Annotated in this window: 16 protein-coding genes and 1 other annotated feature; of the genes, 10 read left to right on the forward strand and 6 right to left on the reverse strand. The window is 31.3% G+C overall.

The window, feature by feature from the left end; genetic code table 11:
• Nucleotides 1-19: 19 nt before the first annotated feature.
• A complete protein-coding gene (locus tag ACWJKS_RS13185) occupies nt 20-718 on the reverse strand; it encodes a 4'-phosphopantetheinyl transferase family protein (RefSeq protein WP_216301673.1) in 699 nt (232 codons plus the stop codon).
• A gap of 522 nt (nt 719-1,240) precedes the next feature.
• Entirely contained in the window at nt 1,241-2,011 is a 771-nt protein-coding gene (locus tag ACWJKS_RS13190) for a CPBP family intramembrane glutamic endopeptidase (protein WP_462959743.1), read from the reverse strand.
• A 447-nt stretch (nt 2,012-2,458) separates the two neighbouring features.
• Here ACWJKS_RS13190 and ACWJKS_RS13195 point away from each other — a divergent pair, with 447 nt between their 5' ends.
• From ACWJKS_RS13195 to ACWJKS_RS13215, 5 genes are all read left to right on the forward strand, one after another.
• Nucleotides 2,459-2,827: a YmaF family protein gene (locus ACWJKS_RS13195; protein ID WP_258280786.1), complete on the forward strand. Its 369-nt coding sequence runs from the start codon at nt 2,459-2,461 to the stop codon at nt 2,825-2,827.
• Between the two features lie 75 nt (nt 2,828-2,902).
• Entirely contained in the window at nt 2,903-3,244 is a 342-nt protein-coding gene (locus tag ACWJKS_RS13200; RefSeq protein ID WP_216301670.1) for a hypothetical protein, read from the forward strand.
• 64 nt (nt 3,245-3,308) lie between these two features.
• Entirely contained in the window at nt 3,309-4,217 is a 909-nt protein-coding gene (locus ACWJKS_RS13205; protein ID WP_462959744.1) for a DNRLRE domain-containing protein, read from the forward strand.
• Between the two features lie 918 nt (nt 4,218-5,135).
• Nucleotides 5,136-5,852 (forward strand): CoA transferase subunit A, encoded by a 717-nt coding sequence (locus tag ACWJKS_RS13210; RefSeq protein ID WP_462953696.1) that lies wholly within the window; start codon nt 5,136-5,138, stop codon nt 5,850-5,852.
• A 33-nt stretch (nt 5,853-5,885) separates the two neighbouring features.
• Entirely contained in the window at nt 5,886-6,545 is a 660-nt protein-coding gene (locus ACWJKS_RS13215; protein WP_462959745.1) for a 3-oxoacid CoA-transferase subunit B, read from the forward strand.
• Nucleotides 6,546-6,756: 211 nt separating this feature from the next.
• Here ACWJKS_RS13215 and ACWJKS_RS13220 read toward each other — a convergent pair whose 3' ends face one another.
• The 3 genes from ACWJKS_RS13220 to ACWJKS_RS13230 all read right to left on the reverse strand — a co-directional run bounded on the left by ACWJKS_RS13220 (nt 6,757) and on the right by ACWJKS_RS13230 (nt 11,179).
• Complete coding sequence (locus ACWJKS_RS13220) at nt 6,757-8,217, reverse strand: IS1182 family transposase (protein WP_462959746.1); 1,461 nt, start codon at nt 8,215-8,217, stop codon at nt 6,757-6,759.
• A gap of 232 nt (nt 8,218-8,449) precedes the next feature.
• Nucleotides 8,450-10,888 (reverse strand): heavy metal translocating P-type ATPase, encoded by a 2,439-nt coding sequence (locus ACWJKS_RS13225; protein ID WP_462959747.1) that lies wholly within the window; start codon nt 10,886-10,888, stop codon nt 8,450-8,452.
• Between the two features lie 24 nt (nt 10,889-10,912).
• Nucleotides 10,913-11,179, reverse strand: a complete 267-nt coding sequence (locus ACWJKS_RS13230; RefSeq protein WP_165414088.1) for a metal-sensing transcriptional repressor — start codon at nt 11,177-11,179, stop codon at nt 10,913-10,915.
• 381 nt (nt 11,180-11,560) lie between these two features.
• On the opposite strand from ACWJKS_RS13230, the gene ACWJKS_RS13235 reads away from it, so the two are divergent.
• From ACWJKS_RS13235 to ACWJKS_RS13245, 3 genes are all read left to right on the forward strand, one after another.
• On the forward strand, nt 11,561-12,265 hold the full coding sequence (locus tag ACWJKS_RS13235; protein ID WP_462959748.1) for a cytochrome c biogenesis CcdA family protein: 705 nt from the start codon (nt 11,561-11,563) through the stop codon (nt 12,263-12,265).
• Nucleotides 12,266-12,283: 18 nt separating this feature from the next.
• The gene (locus tag ACWJKS_RS13240) at nt 12,284-12,874 is read left to right on the forward strand and encodes a TlpA family protein disulfide reductase (RefSeq protein WP_462959749.1); all 591 of its coding nucleotides are present in this window, start codon (nt 12,284-12,286) and stop codon (nt 12,872-12,874) included.
• A gap of 201 nt (nt 12,875-13,075) precedes the next feature.
• Entirely contained in the window at nt 13,076-14,890 is a 1,815-nt protein-coding gene (locus ACWJKS_RS13245) for an urease accessory protein UreH domain-containing protein (protein ID WP_462959750.1), read from the forward strand.
• 392 nt (nt 14,891-15,282) lie between these two features.
• Here ACWJKS_RS13245 and ilvA read toward each other — a convergent pair whose 3' ends face one another.
• Nucleotides 15,283-16,527, reverse strand: a complete 1,245-nt coding sequence (ilvA, locus tag ACWJKS_RS13250; RefSeq protein WP_462959751.1) for a threonine ammonia-lyase — start codon at nt 16,525-16,527, stop codon at nt 15,283-15,285.
• A gap of 66 nt (nt 16,528-16,593) precedes the next feature.
• Nucleotides 16,594-16,826, reverse strand: a binding site (T-box leader).
• Between the two features lie 768 nt (nt 16,827-17,594).
• Here ilvA and ACWJKS_RS13255 point away from each other — a divergent pair.
• Both ACWJKS_RS13255 and ACWJKS_RS13260 read left to right on the forward strand, forming a co-directional pair.
• On the forward strand, nt 17,595-18,209 hold the full coding sequence (locus ACWJKS_RS13255) for a sensor histidine kinase (protein WP_462959752.1): 615 nt from the start codon (nt 17,595-17,597) through the stop codon (nt 18,207-18,209).
• A gap of 36 nt (nt 18,210-18,245) precedes the next feature.
• Nucleotides 18,246-18,878, forward strand: coding sequence for a response regulator transcription factor (locus ACWJKS_RS13260; RefSeq protein ID WP_462959753.1), 633 nt, complete (start codon nt 18,246-18,248; stop codon nt 18,876-18,878).
• The last annotated feature ends 49 nt before the right edge of the window (nt 18,879-18,927 follow it).

The raw sequence follows: 18,927 nt of genomic DNA on the forward strand, positions 1-18,927 counted from the left end.
TCAAAATCCATCGGTTAATTTACAATCTAATAAACTCACTGAAAAGTTCAGCAACCTTAATTATTTTTATTTCGTTTGGAAATATTTTCATAGGAGTAGCTATTGATATTGTATATTCATTATGAAACTTACATATTTTAAAATAATATATGTTATTAGGATTATCAGAATTAATCCATAAGTCCTTTTCAAGCTTGTCTTTTGATATCTCAAAACTATCTAGCGGAATAGATAAACCTCTTCCAAGCGCTTTAATAAAACTTTCCTTTAGTGTCCATATCTCATAAAATCTACTTATACTACTATTCTTATTTCCAAAATACACATATTCTTTCTCGTTTTTTGTAAAACATGCATCTACAATATCCACTTGTAAATCTAAATTTATTTCAATATCTATACCGATTTCATAATTTGAAAATACCCCTACAACCCATTCTCCTGAATGAGATATATTAAAATATATATTTTTGTTATTTATTATGTATGGCTTACCATAATTATTTTTAAAAAACTTAAGGTCTTTATTGGAAATACCTAATATACTACACATTTTTGTTCTTGTTAGCATTTCTCCAATTGAAGTTCTAAATAAATCTTCTTTATATTTAAAGCTACGTTTTAAGTCTTGTCCATAATTATCCAGTCTTTCTGTTATTTTTTCTATATTAATATCTAAAAATTCATCTTTAATATTAACCGCAAAACCCTCTATCATTAATATATATCTCCTCACTTATTAACACTCTTTCTTTTATAATGAGTGATATTATGACTGAACCTAAAAGTCTATTTCTAATCTAAATCTTATGTAACTTATGTTTTTTAGAAAATTCTCATCTGATTACACTTTTATGTTTCGACCTAATAATTCTATTAATTGCAAATTATAAACTTCTTTCTAAGAATATAACATATTATATCAAAATTTGCAAATTAAATTGAATATAATACATATTTGCCTATAATTATACATAAGCATCAGCAACCATACCTTTTTTATTCCTTATACATGAATTATGCAATCGATGTTTTGAAGTTATGGAAGATATTTAGCATATGATACTGATCCAGCTTCAATTTTTTTGATTACCTCAAAAAAATAAAGAGTGGATTTTAACCCTAAATATAGGATAAAATCCACTCTTAATAAAAGAAGTATAATAATTTTTTAATATGTAATTAGTTTGCAAATCTACACGCTTATTTTTCTTATAGCTTTCGAACTTCTGTGCCTGCACTAAGCTACTAACAGCAGAGATGCTTTTTTTTTATAAAAATCGTATGTAAACAATACAGTTATAACCAATATACCCGATAAAATCTTTATTACCACAACTTTAAAATCATCCATATTACTTGATAAAATCATTGTATTAAACATTCCATGCATGATAGCCGCTGCAAATATAGATTCTGACTTTTCACGAATATAAGTAATAATTATAGATATAACAAACATTTGTATAAAATTAATAATTGCTCCTTTAATCGGATTATTGGGATACTTATACCATATGCTAACAGGAGTATGCCACACTGCCCATATAAAGCCTATAAGTAATGATGATTTAATCATACCTATATGTTTCAACTCATTAAACAAAAAACCTCTCCACGCTAATTCTTCTATTAATGCTGAAACAGCTGAAATAGACAGACCAATTATTATATTTATTATAAATGTTTTTTTTGAAAAAATTATGTTGTTAAACTGGATAATACTAATTACATTAATAACCAATGCCATTAACATAGGTAATAATATTGAAAATAAAAACCAAGAATTAGGTCTAAAAGAAATGCCAAGACAACCTTTTAATTTCTGTTTGAAGATAAATTTTTGCACAATAATAACTGAGATAAAAGGTAGAATCATTGGTACTCCTAATAAATCGACAGCAATCGGACTTGATTTCCCTCCAATAACCTGAAGCATTAAATAAAATAAAAGTGTAATAATATATGTCAACATTACAAAGTACAATACTTTTTTAGTCCTCCTACTCATTGACAACACCTCCTTCTATGTTTGGATAGTGTAAACACTATCTTTGTTTTATATATTTAAATCCTTGCTATTCTTCACACTAATCTACACTTGCGAAGCAACTCTTATGAAGATTATAACATTATTTTACCACGGGCTTTTACTTTTAGTATCGTTTTTAATCAATCTACGTATTATATACTAAATAATCTAAGGAGCGATGTTATGCCAAATATAGAAACAAAGTATCATCCTGAAGATTGGTGTGTCGAAAAAGACGATTGTGAAGACCAGTGTGATTTTGAAGAAAAACATGATGATATAGTCGACGTTAAAGACCAGTGTGATTTCGAAAAAAAACTTGATGACAATATCGATAATAAAGATCATTGTGATTTCGAAAAAAAACTTAATGACAATATCGATGATAAAGATCATTGTGATTTCGAAAAAAAACTTAATGACAATATCGATGATAAAGATCATTGTGATTCCGAAAAAAAACAATTTCATGTCCATGAGTTTGAAGGTAGCACTACAATAGCCGAATTAGAGGAAACACCTCCTAATCATAGATTTGCTGGAGTATCCAGTCCTGCAATATCTGTTTCAGGTGGACATATTCATAAAGTTAAGTCAAGAACAGATTGTTTTGATCACTTACATTATTTCGAAGCAACTTCTGGCCTTCAGATACCTGTTGGTAATGGAAAACATGTTCATTTAGTAAAAATCACTACATCCGTAAATGATTTCCATTCCCATAAATTAATATTTGTTACACTTATAGACTCCCCAATACTCGAAGAAAAAAATAGTATAAATACTCCTTTTTAGTCACAAAATACTAGAAATGCGATACTATGTATTGAGCAATAAAAAGCTTAAATTAAAAATAAGGAGTCTTTATATATGGCAGCACTAACTTTAGATTTTGGAAGCCCTAAAACTGCTTCTGTTCAAGAAATACAGCTTACTGGTAAGATTGGTACTGATTCTCCAACCTATGCAGTAACTATAACTTTGGATGTTCTAGATAATATTACTACTCCGCTTACGCCTACTCATAGATATTTTTATGTAACAAAGGAGTATCTTGCTGGTGCAGACTTCTCGACTACACCCGACGAAGTATATATGGCAATTACCCCCAGACTAACAGCTAATGAGCTTTTATCAACACCAAAGCCAGTGACATTATTAATCTCTGGAGATGGTGGAGCTTTTGAAGGAGCTATGATTCCAATAGCATAATAATAAACACAAACAAAGCCTTGGCAGGCTTTGTTTGTGTTATAAGATAAGGAGTGTAACAAAAGTGGAAAGTATTATAATACCATCAACTAAAAGTCTTACATTAACAAATAAAATTCCTACTGGAAACATAAATAAAGATTATATAACCGTAGGAAATGATGGAGTATATACTTATTCAAGCCTTTTATTTTTTGATATCTCCACAATACCAAATAATGCTGAAATAACCAATGCAGAAATTGTATTATTTAAAACTGATAACTTTTATAAAAATAAAAAAAAATGTATTAATATATATCCGCTTTTTGATTATTTTAGCAATTACACTACCTATAAAAATCCTCCGAAAGTTAACCATCTTATTGAAGGTAGCATATATCCCATAACTTCTAAAATATCAGTTACAGCGAATCTCACTAAGATTGTTTCGCTATGGTTCAAGAATTCAAATTCAAACAAGGGTATAATTCTTTGTAAAAAAAATAATGATTTTATCACTAACTTTGGTTCGGCCATGTGTAATGATAACAATTTAATTCCATTTATAAAAGTAATTTATTGTATAAAAAATACTATCGTAATACAAGAAAGACATACTAGTTGTAAAGATGAATGTAATCATAATATCGAAAATCATACTTCAATGAAGGTAATATATTATCCTTGTCCCTGCAATTGCAATTCTAATCCAAATCCTGGAATACCAACAACAAGACAGGTTAAAGTTACCGGAATAGTTGCACCAATGGCAATATATGAAGCAATTGTAAAACTGGCGGTAACTAGAAACGGTACTGGTCATGCTGATAATTATTATATTACTGATGAATACGATAATTCTTCAAGCAATACTCCACTTGCAATAGACAAAATTTATAATATTCCTGTTCTTCCAAAAGCAAATCCAGGAGATACTGAAAATGTAGATTTTTATGGAGCTTATAAAGGAAATTCAGAACTATTTCTGTGAACTACCACCACTTATAGAAGTGGTAGTAGCTCACAAATAATCCATTTCTAGATGATGTCAGCTATTAAACTAACAATTACATATTAACAATATATATGTAAATCGTGTACAGTAATACCTATTTACAACCTTTATTGTCCTTTATTGTCCTTTATTGTCCTTTATTCGTTCCTTTCCCTTTTCAGTAACTGCAGTTTTTCTTTTCATTGTCTTTATATTATTAACATGACGGAAACGCATTGCTGACCAATCATCATCAATAGATACTTGAGATACTGGTTCAAATTCATATGGACTAAATATATCCCATGATTTTGTTCTATTAATATCTGATTTATACTTTTTAGAAGCTCCCTTTGGATAGCATAAGTTATGTTTTGTGTCGTGACTTAATTGTAACAGGAGATTGCATAGATGTTTTTCTTTTTTTTGTTATTTTGAAATTAATGTAATAATTTTTGTTCATTCATAGTATGATAAATATATATAGTTTATATGTACATTTAAGTGAATTCCTTACAACACAGTTGTAGCAGTAACCCACATTGCTTAGATGTATAGAAATAATGGATGGCTAAGTATGTGTTAGTAGATGTGTAATTGATCCAACCTTTTGTGCATAGAGCTATGACAAAAGTACAAAAGAATTTAAATGCATAACTAGAAAGTATAAATTTTAGACAACTAGTAGATGAAGAAGATTAGGTATGCAATAAAAATTAGTTATGCATACCTAATCTTACTAATAAAACTATACCGAAAAGATATACTATGGGCCGTGTACGCGAAAATAGATATTTCGTACGCTAATAAAAATATACCCCCATAAATTTAACGACATTTCAGCTCCGTAGGAGATGATTTAACCGAGACATTATAAGTTTATATATCAAGCTATTAGTGAAAGGGGATAATTTCATGAACAAAGTTATGGATTTAGATGAAGTAATGGAAAAGGTTCACGATGGAGCGACAATTATGTTTGGTGGCTTTCTAGGGGTGGGTGCACCGCTTAAAGCAATTGACAAATTAGTAGAAAAAGGTGTTAAAGAGTTAACTATAATATCAGTAGTTAACTCTTATCCCGGTCAGGATTTTGACATTGCACGATTGTACAAAAACAAGCAAGTTAAAAAATTAATAACTGCCCATTCTAGCACTTGCCAGCTTGCGTTGGAGCAATTTAAAAACGGAGATATTGAAATTGAATACTTTCCAATGGGTAGTCTTGTTGAAAAAATTAGAGCAGCTGGTTCTGGGTTAGGTGGTGTTCTTACCCCTACCGGTGTAGGTACATTAGTTGAATACGGTAAACAAAAACTTATAATAGAGGATAAAATGTATTTAATTGAATTGCCGCTGAAGGCTGATTTTGCATTTATTAAAGGCTATAAAGGCGATAGATTAGGAAATATACAATATCGCGGCTTAGCCATTAATACCAATCCAATTATGGCAATGGGTGCAGACTATACAGTAGCCGAAGTGAATGAAATAGTTGATGTTGGTGGTATTGAACCTGAATGCGTAGGTACACCAAGTGTATTTGTACAAGCCGTTGTACAAGGCCATTCATTTGATGAACATAAACAAGTATATACTAATTTGTGGGTTCGTTCTAATCAATTAAAATAATTGTTTTTTATAAATCAAAGGAGGTAATTAAGTATGGAAGCAAGAGAAATAATTGCTCGGAGGGCAGCTAAGGAACTAAGTAATGATCAAGTAGTGAACTTAGGGTTTGGAATGCCTACAGCAGTTGCCAATTATTTAGCTGAGGGTGTGGAAGTAATATTGCAATCCGAAAACGGTTGCTTAATGTTTGGCCCTACTCCAAAACTAGGCAAGGAAGATCCGGATATTGCAAACTCTGGTGGTCAACCTATTAGCTTACTAGCCGGAGCTGCGGTTTTTGATTTGGCTACATCATTTTGCATTATTCGTGGAGGGCATGTTGACGCCACAGTACTGGGCGCACTTGAAGTAGATCAAGAGGGTAGCATTGCAAACTGGGCTATGCCACTTGCTCCAGGAAAATTTGCACCAGGCATGGGGGGGGCTATGGATTTAGTAAATGGTGCTCGCAAAGTTGTTGCTACATTGAAACATTCTAGTAAGAGTGGATCTAAGATACTAAAAAAATGCCTTCTTCCAATTACAGGTAAAGGTGTAGTCGATGTTATCGTTACTGAAAAAGCAGTATTTGAGGTAACGCCTACTGGACTGGTACTTACTGAAATATTTGAAGGCCTAAATGTTGAGGACATTCGTAGTATTACAGAAGCTGATTTTACAGTTTCTGATAAGGTAGCTGTATATCAGTTGTAGATGTTTGTTTTCAAAATTGTTTATATACTAGAATTAAATCATCTTCTGCGAAACTGCTCATCTTCTAAAACAAAACTCCCACTTTTATAAGAGGCCGCTGAAAAAAGCACTCTTTATTTAGTAGAGTTTTCAAGCTTGAATAGAAAAAGCATGAGATGTCCATATTTTGGATATATCATGCTTTTTATTTTATAATTAAGTTTTAAAAGCCCTATTTCCTGCTTTTCAACTTAATTATTCTCTTTAGATTCACAGTGAAGATTGATAATGCACCTTGCATTTGCATGCTAATTAAGCCTGACGATATTGCTACATCATAGCTATGTTGGTGCTTAAGTTCACTGTTTTTAGCCTCTATCATATAACGTTCCCTAGCTCGTTTTTTAAAATATTCACTTTTTTCGAACTCTATTTGATCTTTGTGAGTATTTGACTTTATTGAAACTGAATAAGTTTTAGATTTAGCGCCTTCTTTATAACACCCATCTTTATGAACACAATTTTTACACTTTTCTACATTAAAATAGTAGGTTAGCACTTGATTTTTACCAACATTCTTCTTTCCCTGTTTTGCTTTTTTAATAGCCATATGACCTGCCGGACATACAAATAAACCAGCATCTTTATTAAACTCAAATTCATCTTCTTTTTTTCGCATTCCTTGTGAAATTACAGGATTTAGTCTTGAAATTAATGCAATTTTATTTTCTTTTGTATATTCTAGGTTTTTCTTTTCAGAATAAGCTGTATCTCCAATTACTTCATTTACATCTATACCAGCCTCACGGCTTTTTTCTATTAAGGTTATGAGCTCCTTTCCATCACTTTTTTCGCCAGTTGTAATAACAGCTGCTGTAATTAAACGTTCTTCACTCATAGCAAGGTGTGATTTATATCCAAAAAAAGAACTATCCTCAGTTTTATGCCCCACTTTTGCATCCTCATCTTTTGATATTTTTAGATTTTCTAAGTCATCATTAATAGCTTCCATTAAGTAGTTTAATTTAGTTTTCACAGCTGGATTTGCTGCAGTTTCTGGCTTCTCGTTTATGGTATCAATTAATAATTTGCAGTACTCAAGAATATCTTCAAGTACTCCAGTTGTAACTTTATTAGGTAACTCTTCTTTAATACCAGGATGTACTCCGTACAATGTTTTTCTTAAGTTTTTTGCACGTTTCAATAATTCCTCGCTTGCTGACTTTTGGTTATAACGTGACTTGGTATGCGTAGCATCAACTATTATTGCTTTACTTTTTAAAACTCCCTCTTTTATAGCAAGTTCTACAGTCTTGTTTATTAATAAATCCAATAAATTCATGTCTTTAAGGCGAAGCTTTCTAAATTTAGTTAGTGTACTTGAGTTTATTAAATTTGTTTCTTCTGGGGCTAAATTTAGAAAATATTTAAAGGACATGTCATAAAGAGTTCTTTCAACAACATCTTCATCAGACAATTCATATATTACTTTCAAAAGTAAATATTTAAATAGCATTATGGGGTTAATAGCACCTCTACCCATAGATGAACTATAGTTAATCATCAATTCGTCATAAACAAATGAAAAGTCAACAAGGTCATTAATTTGCTTTAAAATGTTATCTTTCGGAATAATTAACGAATATAAGCTATGGTATGTATTTATTTTTATTTCCAATTGTCCTTTTAGCATAATAGTTTAGCCCCTTTTATTTTATTCTACTATACTAATTCGACATATCTTTTAAAATTCCTTTTTGTTTTTTAGTCTTTTATATAAAAAAATCGCCATCTTTAATTAGATGACGATTTTTCATATAGTTTTTCAGTGGCCTCTTTTATAAGTAGGAGTTTTGTTTTATTAAAAAATACTTGGGTATTTTCATATTTAAATTTAATTGTGATTTATATTTTTCTCATGAATTTTATCTTAATGGCTTAAACCCTTTTAATCGTAAAGCATTTGTTAATACTGAAACTGAACTTAAGCTCATTGCAAGTGCTGCAATAATAGGATTTAGAAGCGGACCTCCAAATAAATGCAGTGCTCCCATCGCAACTGGGATTCCTAATGCATTATAACCAAAAGCCCAGAATAAATTTTCCTTTATATTTGTTATAGTTTTCTTACTTAACTGTAGCGCTGTAGGTACATCCATTAAATCACTTCTCATAAGTACTATATCTGCGGATTCCATTGCAACGTCTGTTCCAGAACCTATAGCTATACCAATATCAGCCTGTGCAAGTGCAGGAGCATCGTTTATTCCATCTCCAACCATAGCAACCTTTTTACCTTCTGATTGAAGTTTTTTAACTTCATTTGCTTTATCCTCTGGCAGAACTTCTGCGTATATTCTATCAATACCAACTTGCTTTCCAATAGCTGCTGCAGTCCTTTTATTATCACCAGTTATCATGGCAACTTCTATTCCCATACTATGGAGTCTCTCTATAGCTTTTTTACTATTTTCTTTAACAGTGTCAGCAACTGCAATTATTCCACTTAACTTATTTTCTATGGCAATATACATTGGAGTCTTACCTTCTTCAGCTAGTTTGTTTGAAACATCTTCTAATTTTTCTAAAGAAATTTCACTTTCTATCATAAGTTTTCTATTTCCTAATATTATTTTATTACCATCTATACTAACTTCTATTCCATAACCAGGTATAGCTTTAAAGCTTTCTACTTTTTTAAATTCTAATAATTTTTCTTCTGCGTCTTTAACTATAGCCTCACCTAGTGGGTGTTCAGATCCTTTTTCAGCAGAGGCTGCTATTTGAAGTAAGAATTCCGCGGAAGCACCCTCCACTGTAACTATATCAGTTACCTTTGGTTTTCCTTGCGTAAGTGTTCCAGTCTTATCAAATACTATAGTTTGAATTTTATGTGCAGTTTCGAGCGCTGTACCACTTTTTATAAGCACTCCATACTCTGCGCCTTTTCCTGTTCCAACCATTATTGCTGTAGGTGTTGCAAGGCCCAGAGCACAAGGGCACGCTATTACAAGCACCGAAATGAATATTGTTAGAGAAAACACTGCCGTTTCTCCAGATAAAAACCAAGCTAATGACGAAACTAGAGCAAGTCCTATAACCACAGGTACAAAGTAACCTGATATAACATCTGCCATTTCAGCTATTGGAGCTTTTGAGCCTTGAGCAATTTCAACTAAGGTTATTATTTGTGATAGTGCCGTATCTTTACCAACTTTAGTTGCTTTATATTTAATAGATCCATTTTTATTTATACTTGCACCAATTATATTATGTCCAATACTTTTTTCAACTGGTATACTCTCACCTGTAAGCATTGACTCATCTACTGATGTAGTTCCGTCTATTACCTCGCCATCCACAGGCATTTTCTCGCCAGGCCTCACTACTACTATATCTCCAACTTCTACTTCATCAATTGGAATCACTATTTCTTTATTACTGCGAATTATCATTGCAGTTTTTGGAGCAAGCCCCATAAGCTTTTTAATTGCCTCGGAGGTTTTCCCCTTAGTTACTGATTCTAAATACTTCCCAAGAGTTATAAGTGTCAAAATTACTCCTGCTGACTCAAAATACATTTCATAATCCATATTTCCCATAATCGTTATTTCAAATACAGCAAATAAACTATATAAAAATGCCGCAGAGGTTCCAATAGATATAAGTGAATCCATATTTGGACTTAATCTAAATAATGATTTGAAGCCAACTATAAAATATTTTTTACCTGTATACATTATTGGTAGAACAAGTATCAATTGTAAAATAGCATAAGTCTCCATATGCATCATCGGGTTAATAGCTTCAGGTAATGTAATAATCATAGGTAGCATTGCAATTAGTAACAATGGAACTCCAAATATTGCAGACATTAAAAATCTATTCCATAAAGACTTTATCTCTTTTTCTTTTTTTTCTTTATCAGCGTCTACATTACTTTCATCCTCTAGAGCCTTATATCCTGATTTTTCGATTGCCTTCTTTATATCTACTGTCCTTACTAATGATGGTTCAAAAGAAACAGTTAATTTTTCTGTGGCAAAGTTTACATTTGATTCCACAACTCCATTAAGCTTTCTAGTTATTCTTTCTATATTCTTAGCGCAGGCCGAACAAGTCATTCCTTCAATCTTAAAGGTTTTATTAGTTGTTTGCACTACTATTTTGTACCCAGCTTTTTCAACTGCTCTTTGAATATCTAATAATTTAATTTTTGACTCTTCATAATTTATATTTAATTTTTCTGTAGCAAAGTTTGCACTTGCATCATAAACCCCTGGTAATTTTTTTGAAACCCTTTCTATAGTCTTAGCACATGCTGAACAGGTCATTCCTTCAATTTTCAATGATTTTGTTTCCAATTTATATTGCCTCCTATAACTTTATTATTTATCCATAATCTTTGAGAGTAAATCAATTATCTCTTCAATCTTCTCATCCCCATTATCACTAAGTACAGCATCCTTAACACAATGACTTAAATGCTGTTTTAATATTAATAAATTAGCTTTCTTTAAAAGAGATTGAGCTGCAATTATTTGGTTAGATATATCTACACAATATCTTCCGCCTTCTAACATCTTTATAATCCCTTCAATTTGTCCTTTTGAAGTTTTCAACGATTGTAATGCCCTTACTTTTTCTTGATTCATTTAAACATCTCCTTACCCCTCCCATAGGGGGTGCTATCTAGTTGTATTGTACACCATAAATTATATAATATAAACATAATTTATAACTAATTGATCATTAATATCATAATTTTGTTGGCATTTTTAATATTTAAACAGCTCCTTTTCATTTCTATAACCACATAATACCTAATTATTATGTAGATTTTATGAAGAACCCTATTTTAAAAATCTATTTTACATAAGCACATAAAATCTCCACATCTTTTTAGTATAATGTTTATAGTTATGATTTTTTTCATAGAAAGGAATTTTTATTATTTCGTATTTTACGTTGAAGCTCAATAACCTATTTGATTTATTAACTCATTTTTTTAATACTAAATTGGAGGTGTTTTACTTTTGAATGACATATCAATATTACTAGCTTTCTCTGCAGGTCTTCTATCATTTTTATCTCCTTGCGTCCTTCCACTAGTTCCTGCATATATAAGCTATTTAACTGGTTCTTCCATAGAAGAATTAAAGGATGGCAAAGCTAAACTTTCTGTTTTATATAAATCCTTTGGATTTGTATTAGGCTTTTCTATTATTTTTATTTTAATGGGAGTTTCTATAACATCCCTTGGTAAATTACTAATTACCCATAAAAATTTCTTTAGAAAAGTAGGAGGAACTCTTATTGTTGTTTTTGGTCTTCATACTATTGGATTATTTAAAATAAAATTGTTTTATCGTGAGAAAAGATTTTTATATTTCGATAAAATCAAGGGTCCTTTTAGCTCAGTGATAATGGGAATGGCTTTTGCCACAGGTTGGACACCTTGCATTGGTCCTATATTATCCTCAATACTCATCTATGCTACAAGTATGAACTCTATAGGTAAAGGGGTTTTACTTTTGATAATGTATTCCCTAGGACTTGCTGTTCCATTTATTTTAACTGCCATGGCCATAGGTAGCTTTATTAAACAATTTAGAAAGTTTTCAATATATCTTCCTATAATCTCTATAATAAGTGGCGTTTTAATGATAATAATGGGGGTTATGATTTTCACGAATAAATTAGCCATATTAAGTCAATACATGAATTTTATTAATTTCTAGTTGAAGGAGAGAATTAATATGAAAAAATTACTAATACTAATTATAGCTGCTATCATTGTAGGTGTCTCTGTCCATACTTTAAACACCTATAATGCATCAAGTTCTAACTCTAACTTATCTGTGGAAAATACAGACAAAAGTAGTCCCACTCAAAATAATGCTCCTACTAAGCCCATTGGAATAAATCCTAAGGTTGTTAAAACCAAGGCCACGGATTTCAAATTAAAGGATCTAGAGGGTAAGGAATTATCTTTAAGTGACTTAAAAGGTAAAAAGGTTTTTCTTAATTTTTGGGCAACTTGGTGTCCACCTTGCAGATCAGAAATGCCTGAAATCGAAAAATTATATCAAGAAACAAAAGATAGCGACTTGGTTATAGTAGCTATAGAAATTGGTGAACCTTTAGATACTGTTAAATCCTTTATTGATAGTAATAATTATAATTTTAAAGTTCTTTCAGACCCTGATCAGATTGTTGCCGCTCAATATAATATAGCATCAATTCCTACTTCATATTTCATTGATGTAGACGGGAATATCATTTCTAAACACTCTGGTGCTATGAATATTGATCAGATGAAAGAATATATTAAAACTCTAGATAAATAATCTAACTCAACATTAAATCCAGATAAGTAACTTATCTGGATTTAATTATTTTTTAAAACCTATCAGCTATATTTCTTTATTTTTAAAGCACTAATATCTTTATAAAATCTACACATCTTTTTTATATAATTTAAATAATAAGTTTATATTCATTGAATACAACATTAAATATTATATTAAGAACTTTTAGGAGGTAATAATGTGAGCATTAAAAAGGAAAAAATAAAAGTCTTCGATATGACGTGTACATCATGTGAATCAAAAGTAGAAAGAGCCGTTACAAAATTATATGGTGTGAAAAAAGCTCTAGCAAGCTTTAGTAGTCAATCTGTAACAATAGAATACGATACAGACCTGTGTAATTCTGAAGAAATTAGAACTGCCATAAAAGCAGCTGGTTATAGCATAGAAGGTTCAAATAACCACAAAATAGTAGGTATATTTATAATTGTAGCGACAATTATATTAATCGGAAATTCATCAGGTGGAATTGACATGACCTCTAGACTCAATGGCGCTACATATTTTGTTCTATTCATTGTTGGAGTCCTTACTTCAATACATTGCGTAGGAATGTGTGGTGGAATAATGCTATCCCAAAGTATAAATAAAGATAGCAAAAGTAAATTCGATTCCATCAAACCTGCACTTCTATATAATGCAGGTAGAGTTCTAGCATATACAGTAATTGGCGGGATAGTAGGTGCTCTAGGTTCCGTGCTTTCACTCTCTCTATCCGCAAAGGCTGGGCTCCAAATATTTGCCGGTGTCTTTATGATAATAATGGGACTTAATATGAGTGGATATAGCCTATTTAGAAGGTTTAACATAAAGCTTCCGAGGCCTGCTTGCTCAGTTAAGAAGAAACCAAAAACTCCTTTTTTAGTTGGTGTTTTAAATGGACTTATGCCCTGTGGGCCCCTTCAGACAATGCAACTATATGCTTTAGGAACTGGAAGTGCTTTTAATGGAGCCTTATCTATGCTAATATTTTCTCTCGGTACAGTACCTTTAATGTTAACATTTGGCGCATTATCAGGTCTCATTACTAAAGGATATACAAAAACCCTTTTAAAATTTAGTGGAATACTAGTTGTAGTTTTAGGTATTCTAATGGGAAGTAGAGGACTAGCTTTAGCTGGTGTAAATGTGCCTTCTACATCTTCATTAGCTTCTAGTTTATCTGGTAATAAAACATTGGCATCAGCTGCACCAGCTGCTAAGCCAACTATAGAGAATGGAGTGCAGATAGTTAAGATGACCGCAGATGGCGCAGGTTATACACCAAATGGTTTATATATACAGAAAAACATGCCTGTAAAATGGATAATTGATGGTAAATCATTAAACTCCTGTAACGGACAAATAATTATTCCATCCTTAAACATTCAGAAAACTTTGAAGCCCGGTGAGAATGTTATTGAATTTACACCAAATGATAAAGATATAAACTTCAGTTGCGGAATGGGCATGATTAGGGGTATATTTAAGGTAGTTGATAATGTGGAAGCTGTGGACACTTCAAAACCTGATCCTTCTGTGCCAGCTCCATCTAGTGGAATGCCTGGTTGTAATATGGGTAGCACAACTGACGCACCTGCTACCCCTGAAAAACCAAGTATTTATGGTACGGATTTGAGTAAAGTTGAAACCAGTAGATTGATCCAAAAAGCTGTGATTTCAGGAAGCAACCAGGCTCTTTCAATTAAAGGTACAGGATATGAATTTGAACCCTTGATTGTAGTTGCGGCTAAAAATGTTAATACAATTTTAAGCTTTGATTTAAATGGATTTGACAATCCGGATGGAACCTTTGAAATTGCTGCACCAGACACTGGTAACAACATAACTACTTTTAAAGGTAAAAAAGGAACTGTTAAAGTAACTACCACCTTTAGTGGAAGCGGTATCTATTTGATTATAAAAGATGGCAGTATTGTAGGTGGCGTGGTTATTGTAGATGATTTAAAAAATGCGAATTTAGAAAAGATTAGAAAAGATTATATAGGTGGTTAATTTTTATGATATACACTAACTAATTCATCATTACTATAACTAAAACTTTTTCCTTTAAGTTAACAACGTAAAGGAAAAAGTTTTTATGTATCCATAGGTAATTTCACTATAAATTGACTGCCTTGGTTTATTGTACTTTCTACGCTTATAGTATCCTCATGAGCTTCAATAATTTAGTTCAATGAAACATATTCTAATGATGTTACCCTGCTGCGAGCTAAATAAAAACCAAGATTAAGACATTCAATCATCTTTTTCCACCCTATTGAATGTCTCTAAATTATTGATTGATTACATCCCAGTGCTTTGACTTAAACAACCACACCGTGCAGTGATGGTAGTTTCATAATCCTAAATATCAGTACCATTTGTAAAAGGTAGAAAGCTGTGAATTAGTATATTTTATTAACTGTATATCCAGCATTGTTTAATTCATTTATAATGGTATTCACATGATCGTGACCATTTGCTTCTACAGTAATTTCAAGCTGAACTTGCATAAAACGATCATTAGTTTTAAATTGATTATGATCAAGCTTCACTACATTGGCATTTGCGTTTGCCAAGATTGATGAGACTTTGACAAGCTCTCCTGGTATATCTGACAGTTCTATACTAAAGCAGAATAGTCTTCCCCTTGAAACCAAACCTCTATTTATCATAGAGGAAATTGTAACAACGTCAATATTTCCGCCGCTTAAAACGCAGGCCACCTTTTTACCTTTTTCTTGTATTTTCTTGAGTCCTGCAAATGACAATGCACCAGAAGCTTCTGCAATAAGCTTGTGTTTTTCTAAAAGAATAAGAAATGACTCCATTATATCAAAATCTGAAACTGTTACAATTTCATCTACATAATTTTTTATGATTTCAAAGGTTAGATTCCCAGGTTTTTTTACAGCCACACCATCAGCTATAGTACGAACTGTTTCAAGGTTTACAATTTTTTTATTGTCCATAGATTCCTTCATTGCCTTTGCACCTTCGGGCTCAACACCTATTATTTTAATTTTAGGATTTAAGGCTTTTGCTGCAAGGGCAATTCCGGCGATTAATCCCCCACCACCAACAGGTACAAGGATACAATCTATATCTTTAATTTCCTCAAAAATTTCGCAAGCTATAGTACCTTGACCATACATTACATCCAAATCATCAAAGGGATGTACAAAAACATAATTATGTTCTTGTTCTAATCTTTTAGCTTCTGTATAAGCTTCATCGTAACAGTCTCCTATTAGAATCACATTTGCACCATAGCTTTTCGTGGCCTCAACTTTGATAAGAGGCGTTGTTTTAGGCATTACAATGGTAGCCGCAATCCCTAATTTTTCAGCTGAATATGCAACCCCTTGGGCGTGATTTCCAGCGGAAGATGCAATCACACCTCTTTTCCTTTGCGAAGGGGTTAAGGTACAAAGCTTATTATAAGCCCCACGAATTTTAAAGGCACCAGTAATCTGCAAATTCTCAGGTTTAATATAAATGGAATTTCCACATTCATTACTGAAAACATCACTGTATATAAGAGCTGTTTTTATAGACACATCTTTTAGGTTTGCCTGTGCCCCTTGAATTTTTGAAAGATGATATTCTAATGTCTGATTTGATAACGATTTTAATTCTGATTTTTGCATATTTAAAACCTCCTATTTTTTAAATTGTGTTATTGTTTTACAAAAAAAATCGCCCTTGGAAATAAATCCAAGGACGAGTATTAATCGCGGTACCACCTTAATTGTGTCTTTTAAAAGACACCTCTCTTTTCGGTTCGTTAAAACCTATGCCTTTTATCGGGGCTCACCGGCTTATCTTACTTTATTCGGACAAGCAGCTCAGGAGTGATTTGTATCTTTTACCTAGTATCGACTTTCAGCAAACATCGACTCTCTGTAACTAAAGTTTATAAAATAACATTCTCCGTCTTCGCATTAACAATATACTTATTTTAAGGAGAATTTTAACATTAAATATTCACAATGTCAATTAAAAAAATAAAAATTTCAATTTTTTTATTTTCTATTATGCCATCATCCTAACACTACTTCCGCTTTAGTCTGAAGTACTATAATGAAGTTATTTTTCTATAATTGAAGGATAAAATTAAATTAATATAGAATTACAATAATGGTATATTTTATAGAGATTTATGAATATTAACAAAATAGCTCAAGTATTTGCGTAATTTTTAATAGGTAGAGGTGCTTTTATGGAAAATTGGATTATATTAAATAAATTAATTTTACTAATTTATGTGAGTAGTCTGTTAGTAAAGGGCAATTTCGATTATCCTTGCAGCAACTATATAGTTATTATATCATTACTTTTTTATGTGATTATTAATGTAAGTAAATCATTGATTTCAAATAATAAATGCAAACTCATATTTTTAAGCATATCAATTCTTGAGCTTTTGATTTGCATTTTTTTTGTCACCCCTATATTTTTTATATTGTTACCATTAAACTTTTTCGAAATATTTATTGGTAAAATAAAACTCATTTTTATTTTGTTTGTTTTACTAATATCTATTTTTATTATTAATAAACATTTTATAGTATGCGAATACTCATTCGCTTCCTTGTTTAGCCTCGTAGCATACTATTTCATTTTAATCATTGAAAATAAACTGAAAAAACTTACTATTAAAAATGATGAGCTTAAAGAGAAAAACTATAGATTATTGATGAGTTTAAATAATCAAATGGAATACAAAAATCAAATAATATATACTTCACAGTTGCAAGAGAGAAATAATATTGCTCAGGAAATACATGATAAATTAGGCCATAGTATCTCAGGAAGTTTAATGCAACTAGAGGCTGCGAAACTTATTATGGACAAGGATAGTAATCAAAGCAAAGCTATTATTCAAACTACAATAAATGTACTTAGAGATGGAATGGAAAGTATAAGATATACATTGAAGAACATTAAACCTGAAGCAGAACAGTTAGGTATGAACAAAATAAAGCTACTTGTAGATGAGTTTAACAATAAAACTAAAATCAATGCAAATTTATATTACAGCAATAATTTGGAGAGGATTTCTTATATTGAATGGAAAGTTATATGCGATAACATAAAAGAAACTTTCACCAATATAATTAAATATTCTAAAGCCAAGAATGTCAAAGTAAATGTGGAAGTGCTTAACACTTTACTTAAAGTAGAAATAAAGGACGATGGCATAGGCTGTATTAAAATAACAAAAAATCTTGGATTATCTGGAATAGAAGAAAGAACTATGAATTTAAATGGAAAAGTTATTTTTGATGGTTCTAGTGGTTTTTCAGTAATTATTTTACTTCCTATTTAGGAATTAATTGAAACTTAGTAAAGGGGTGGGGTTAAATTGCCGATTAAGATTTTGATTGCTGACGATGATTCACTTATTCGAGAAGGTCTAAAAATAATAATTGGCTTAGACGAAGAATTTATTGTGATGGCTTGCGTTGAAAATGGATTCGATGCAATAGAATATTGTTTAAACAACTCAGTAGATGTTGCACTTTTGGATATAAGAATGCCAGTATTAAATGGCGTGGAGGCCATAAAGGAAATTGCTATAAAGACTTCAACAAAATGCCTCATTCTGACTACCTTTGATGAGGACGAATATATAAATGCGGCGATTCGTTATGGAGCAAAGGGGTATATTCTTAAAAATAATACTCCAGATAAGATTAAAGCTGCAATAAAGGTAGTATACAGTGGGAATATGGTTATGCAGGAAGGTATAATTGATAAAGTGTTAAAAGGAATAGATAGTGATAATAATAGTAAATTAAATAGGGATTTGTTTACTGGGAGAGAGATAGAGATAATGCAGGCAATAGCTGATGGATTATCAAATAGAAAGATTTCGGCAAGATTGTTTATATCAGAGGGTACTGTGAAAAACTACATTACTTCAATTTTAAGTAAAACAGGCCTCGAACATAGAACACAGATTGCTATTTATTATTTAAAAGGTGGTAATAAATAGAATGTGACCTTTGTCATGTTGTAAAAGTGACTTTCTGCACTCACAGTAG

The organism is Clostridium sp. CM038 (assembly GCF_055081105.1).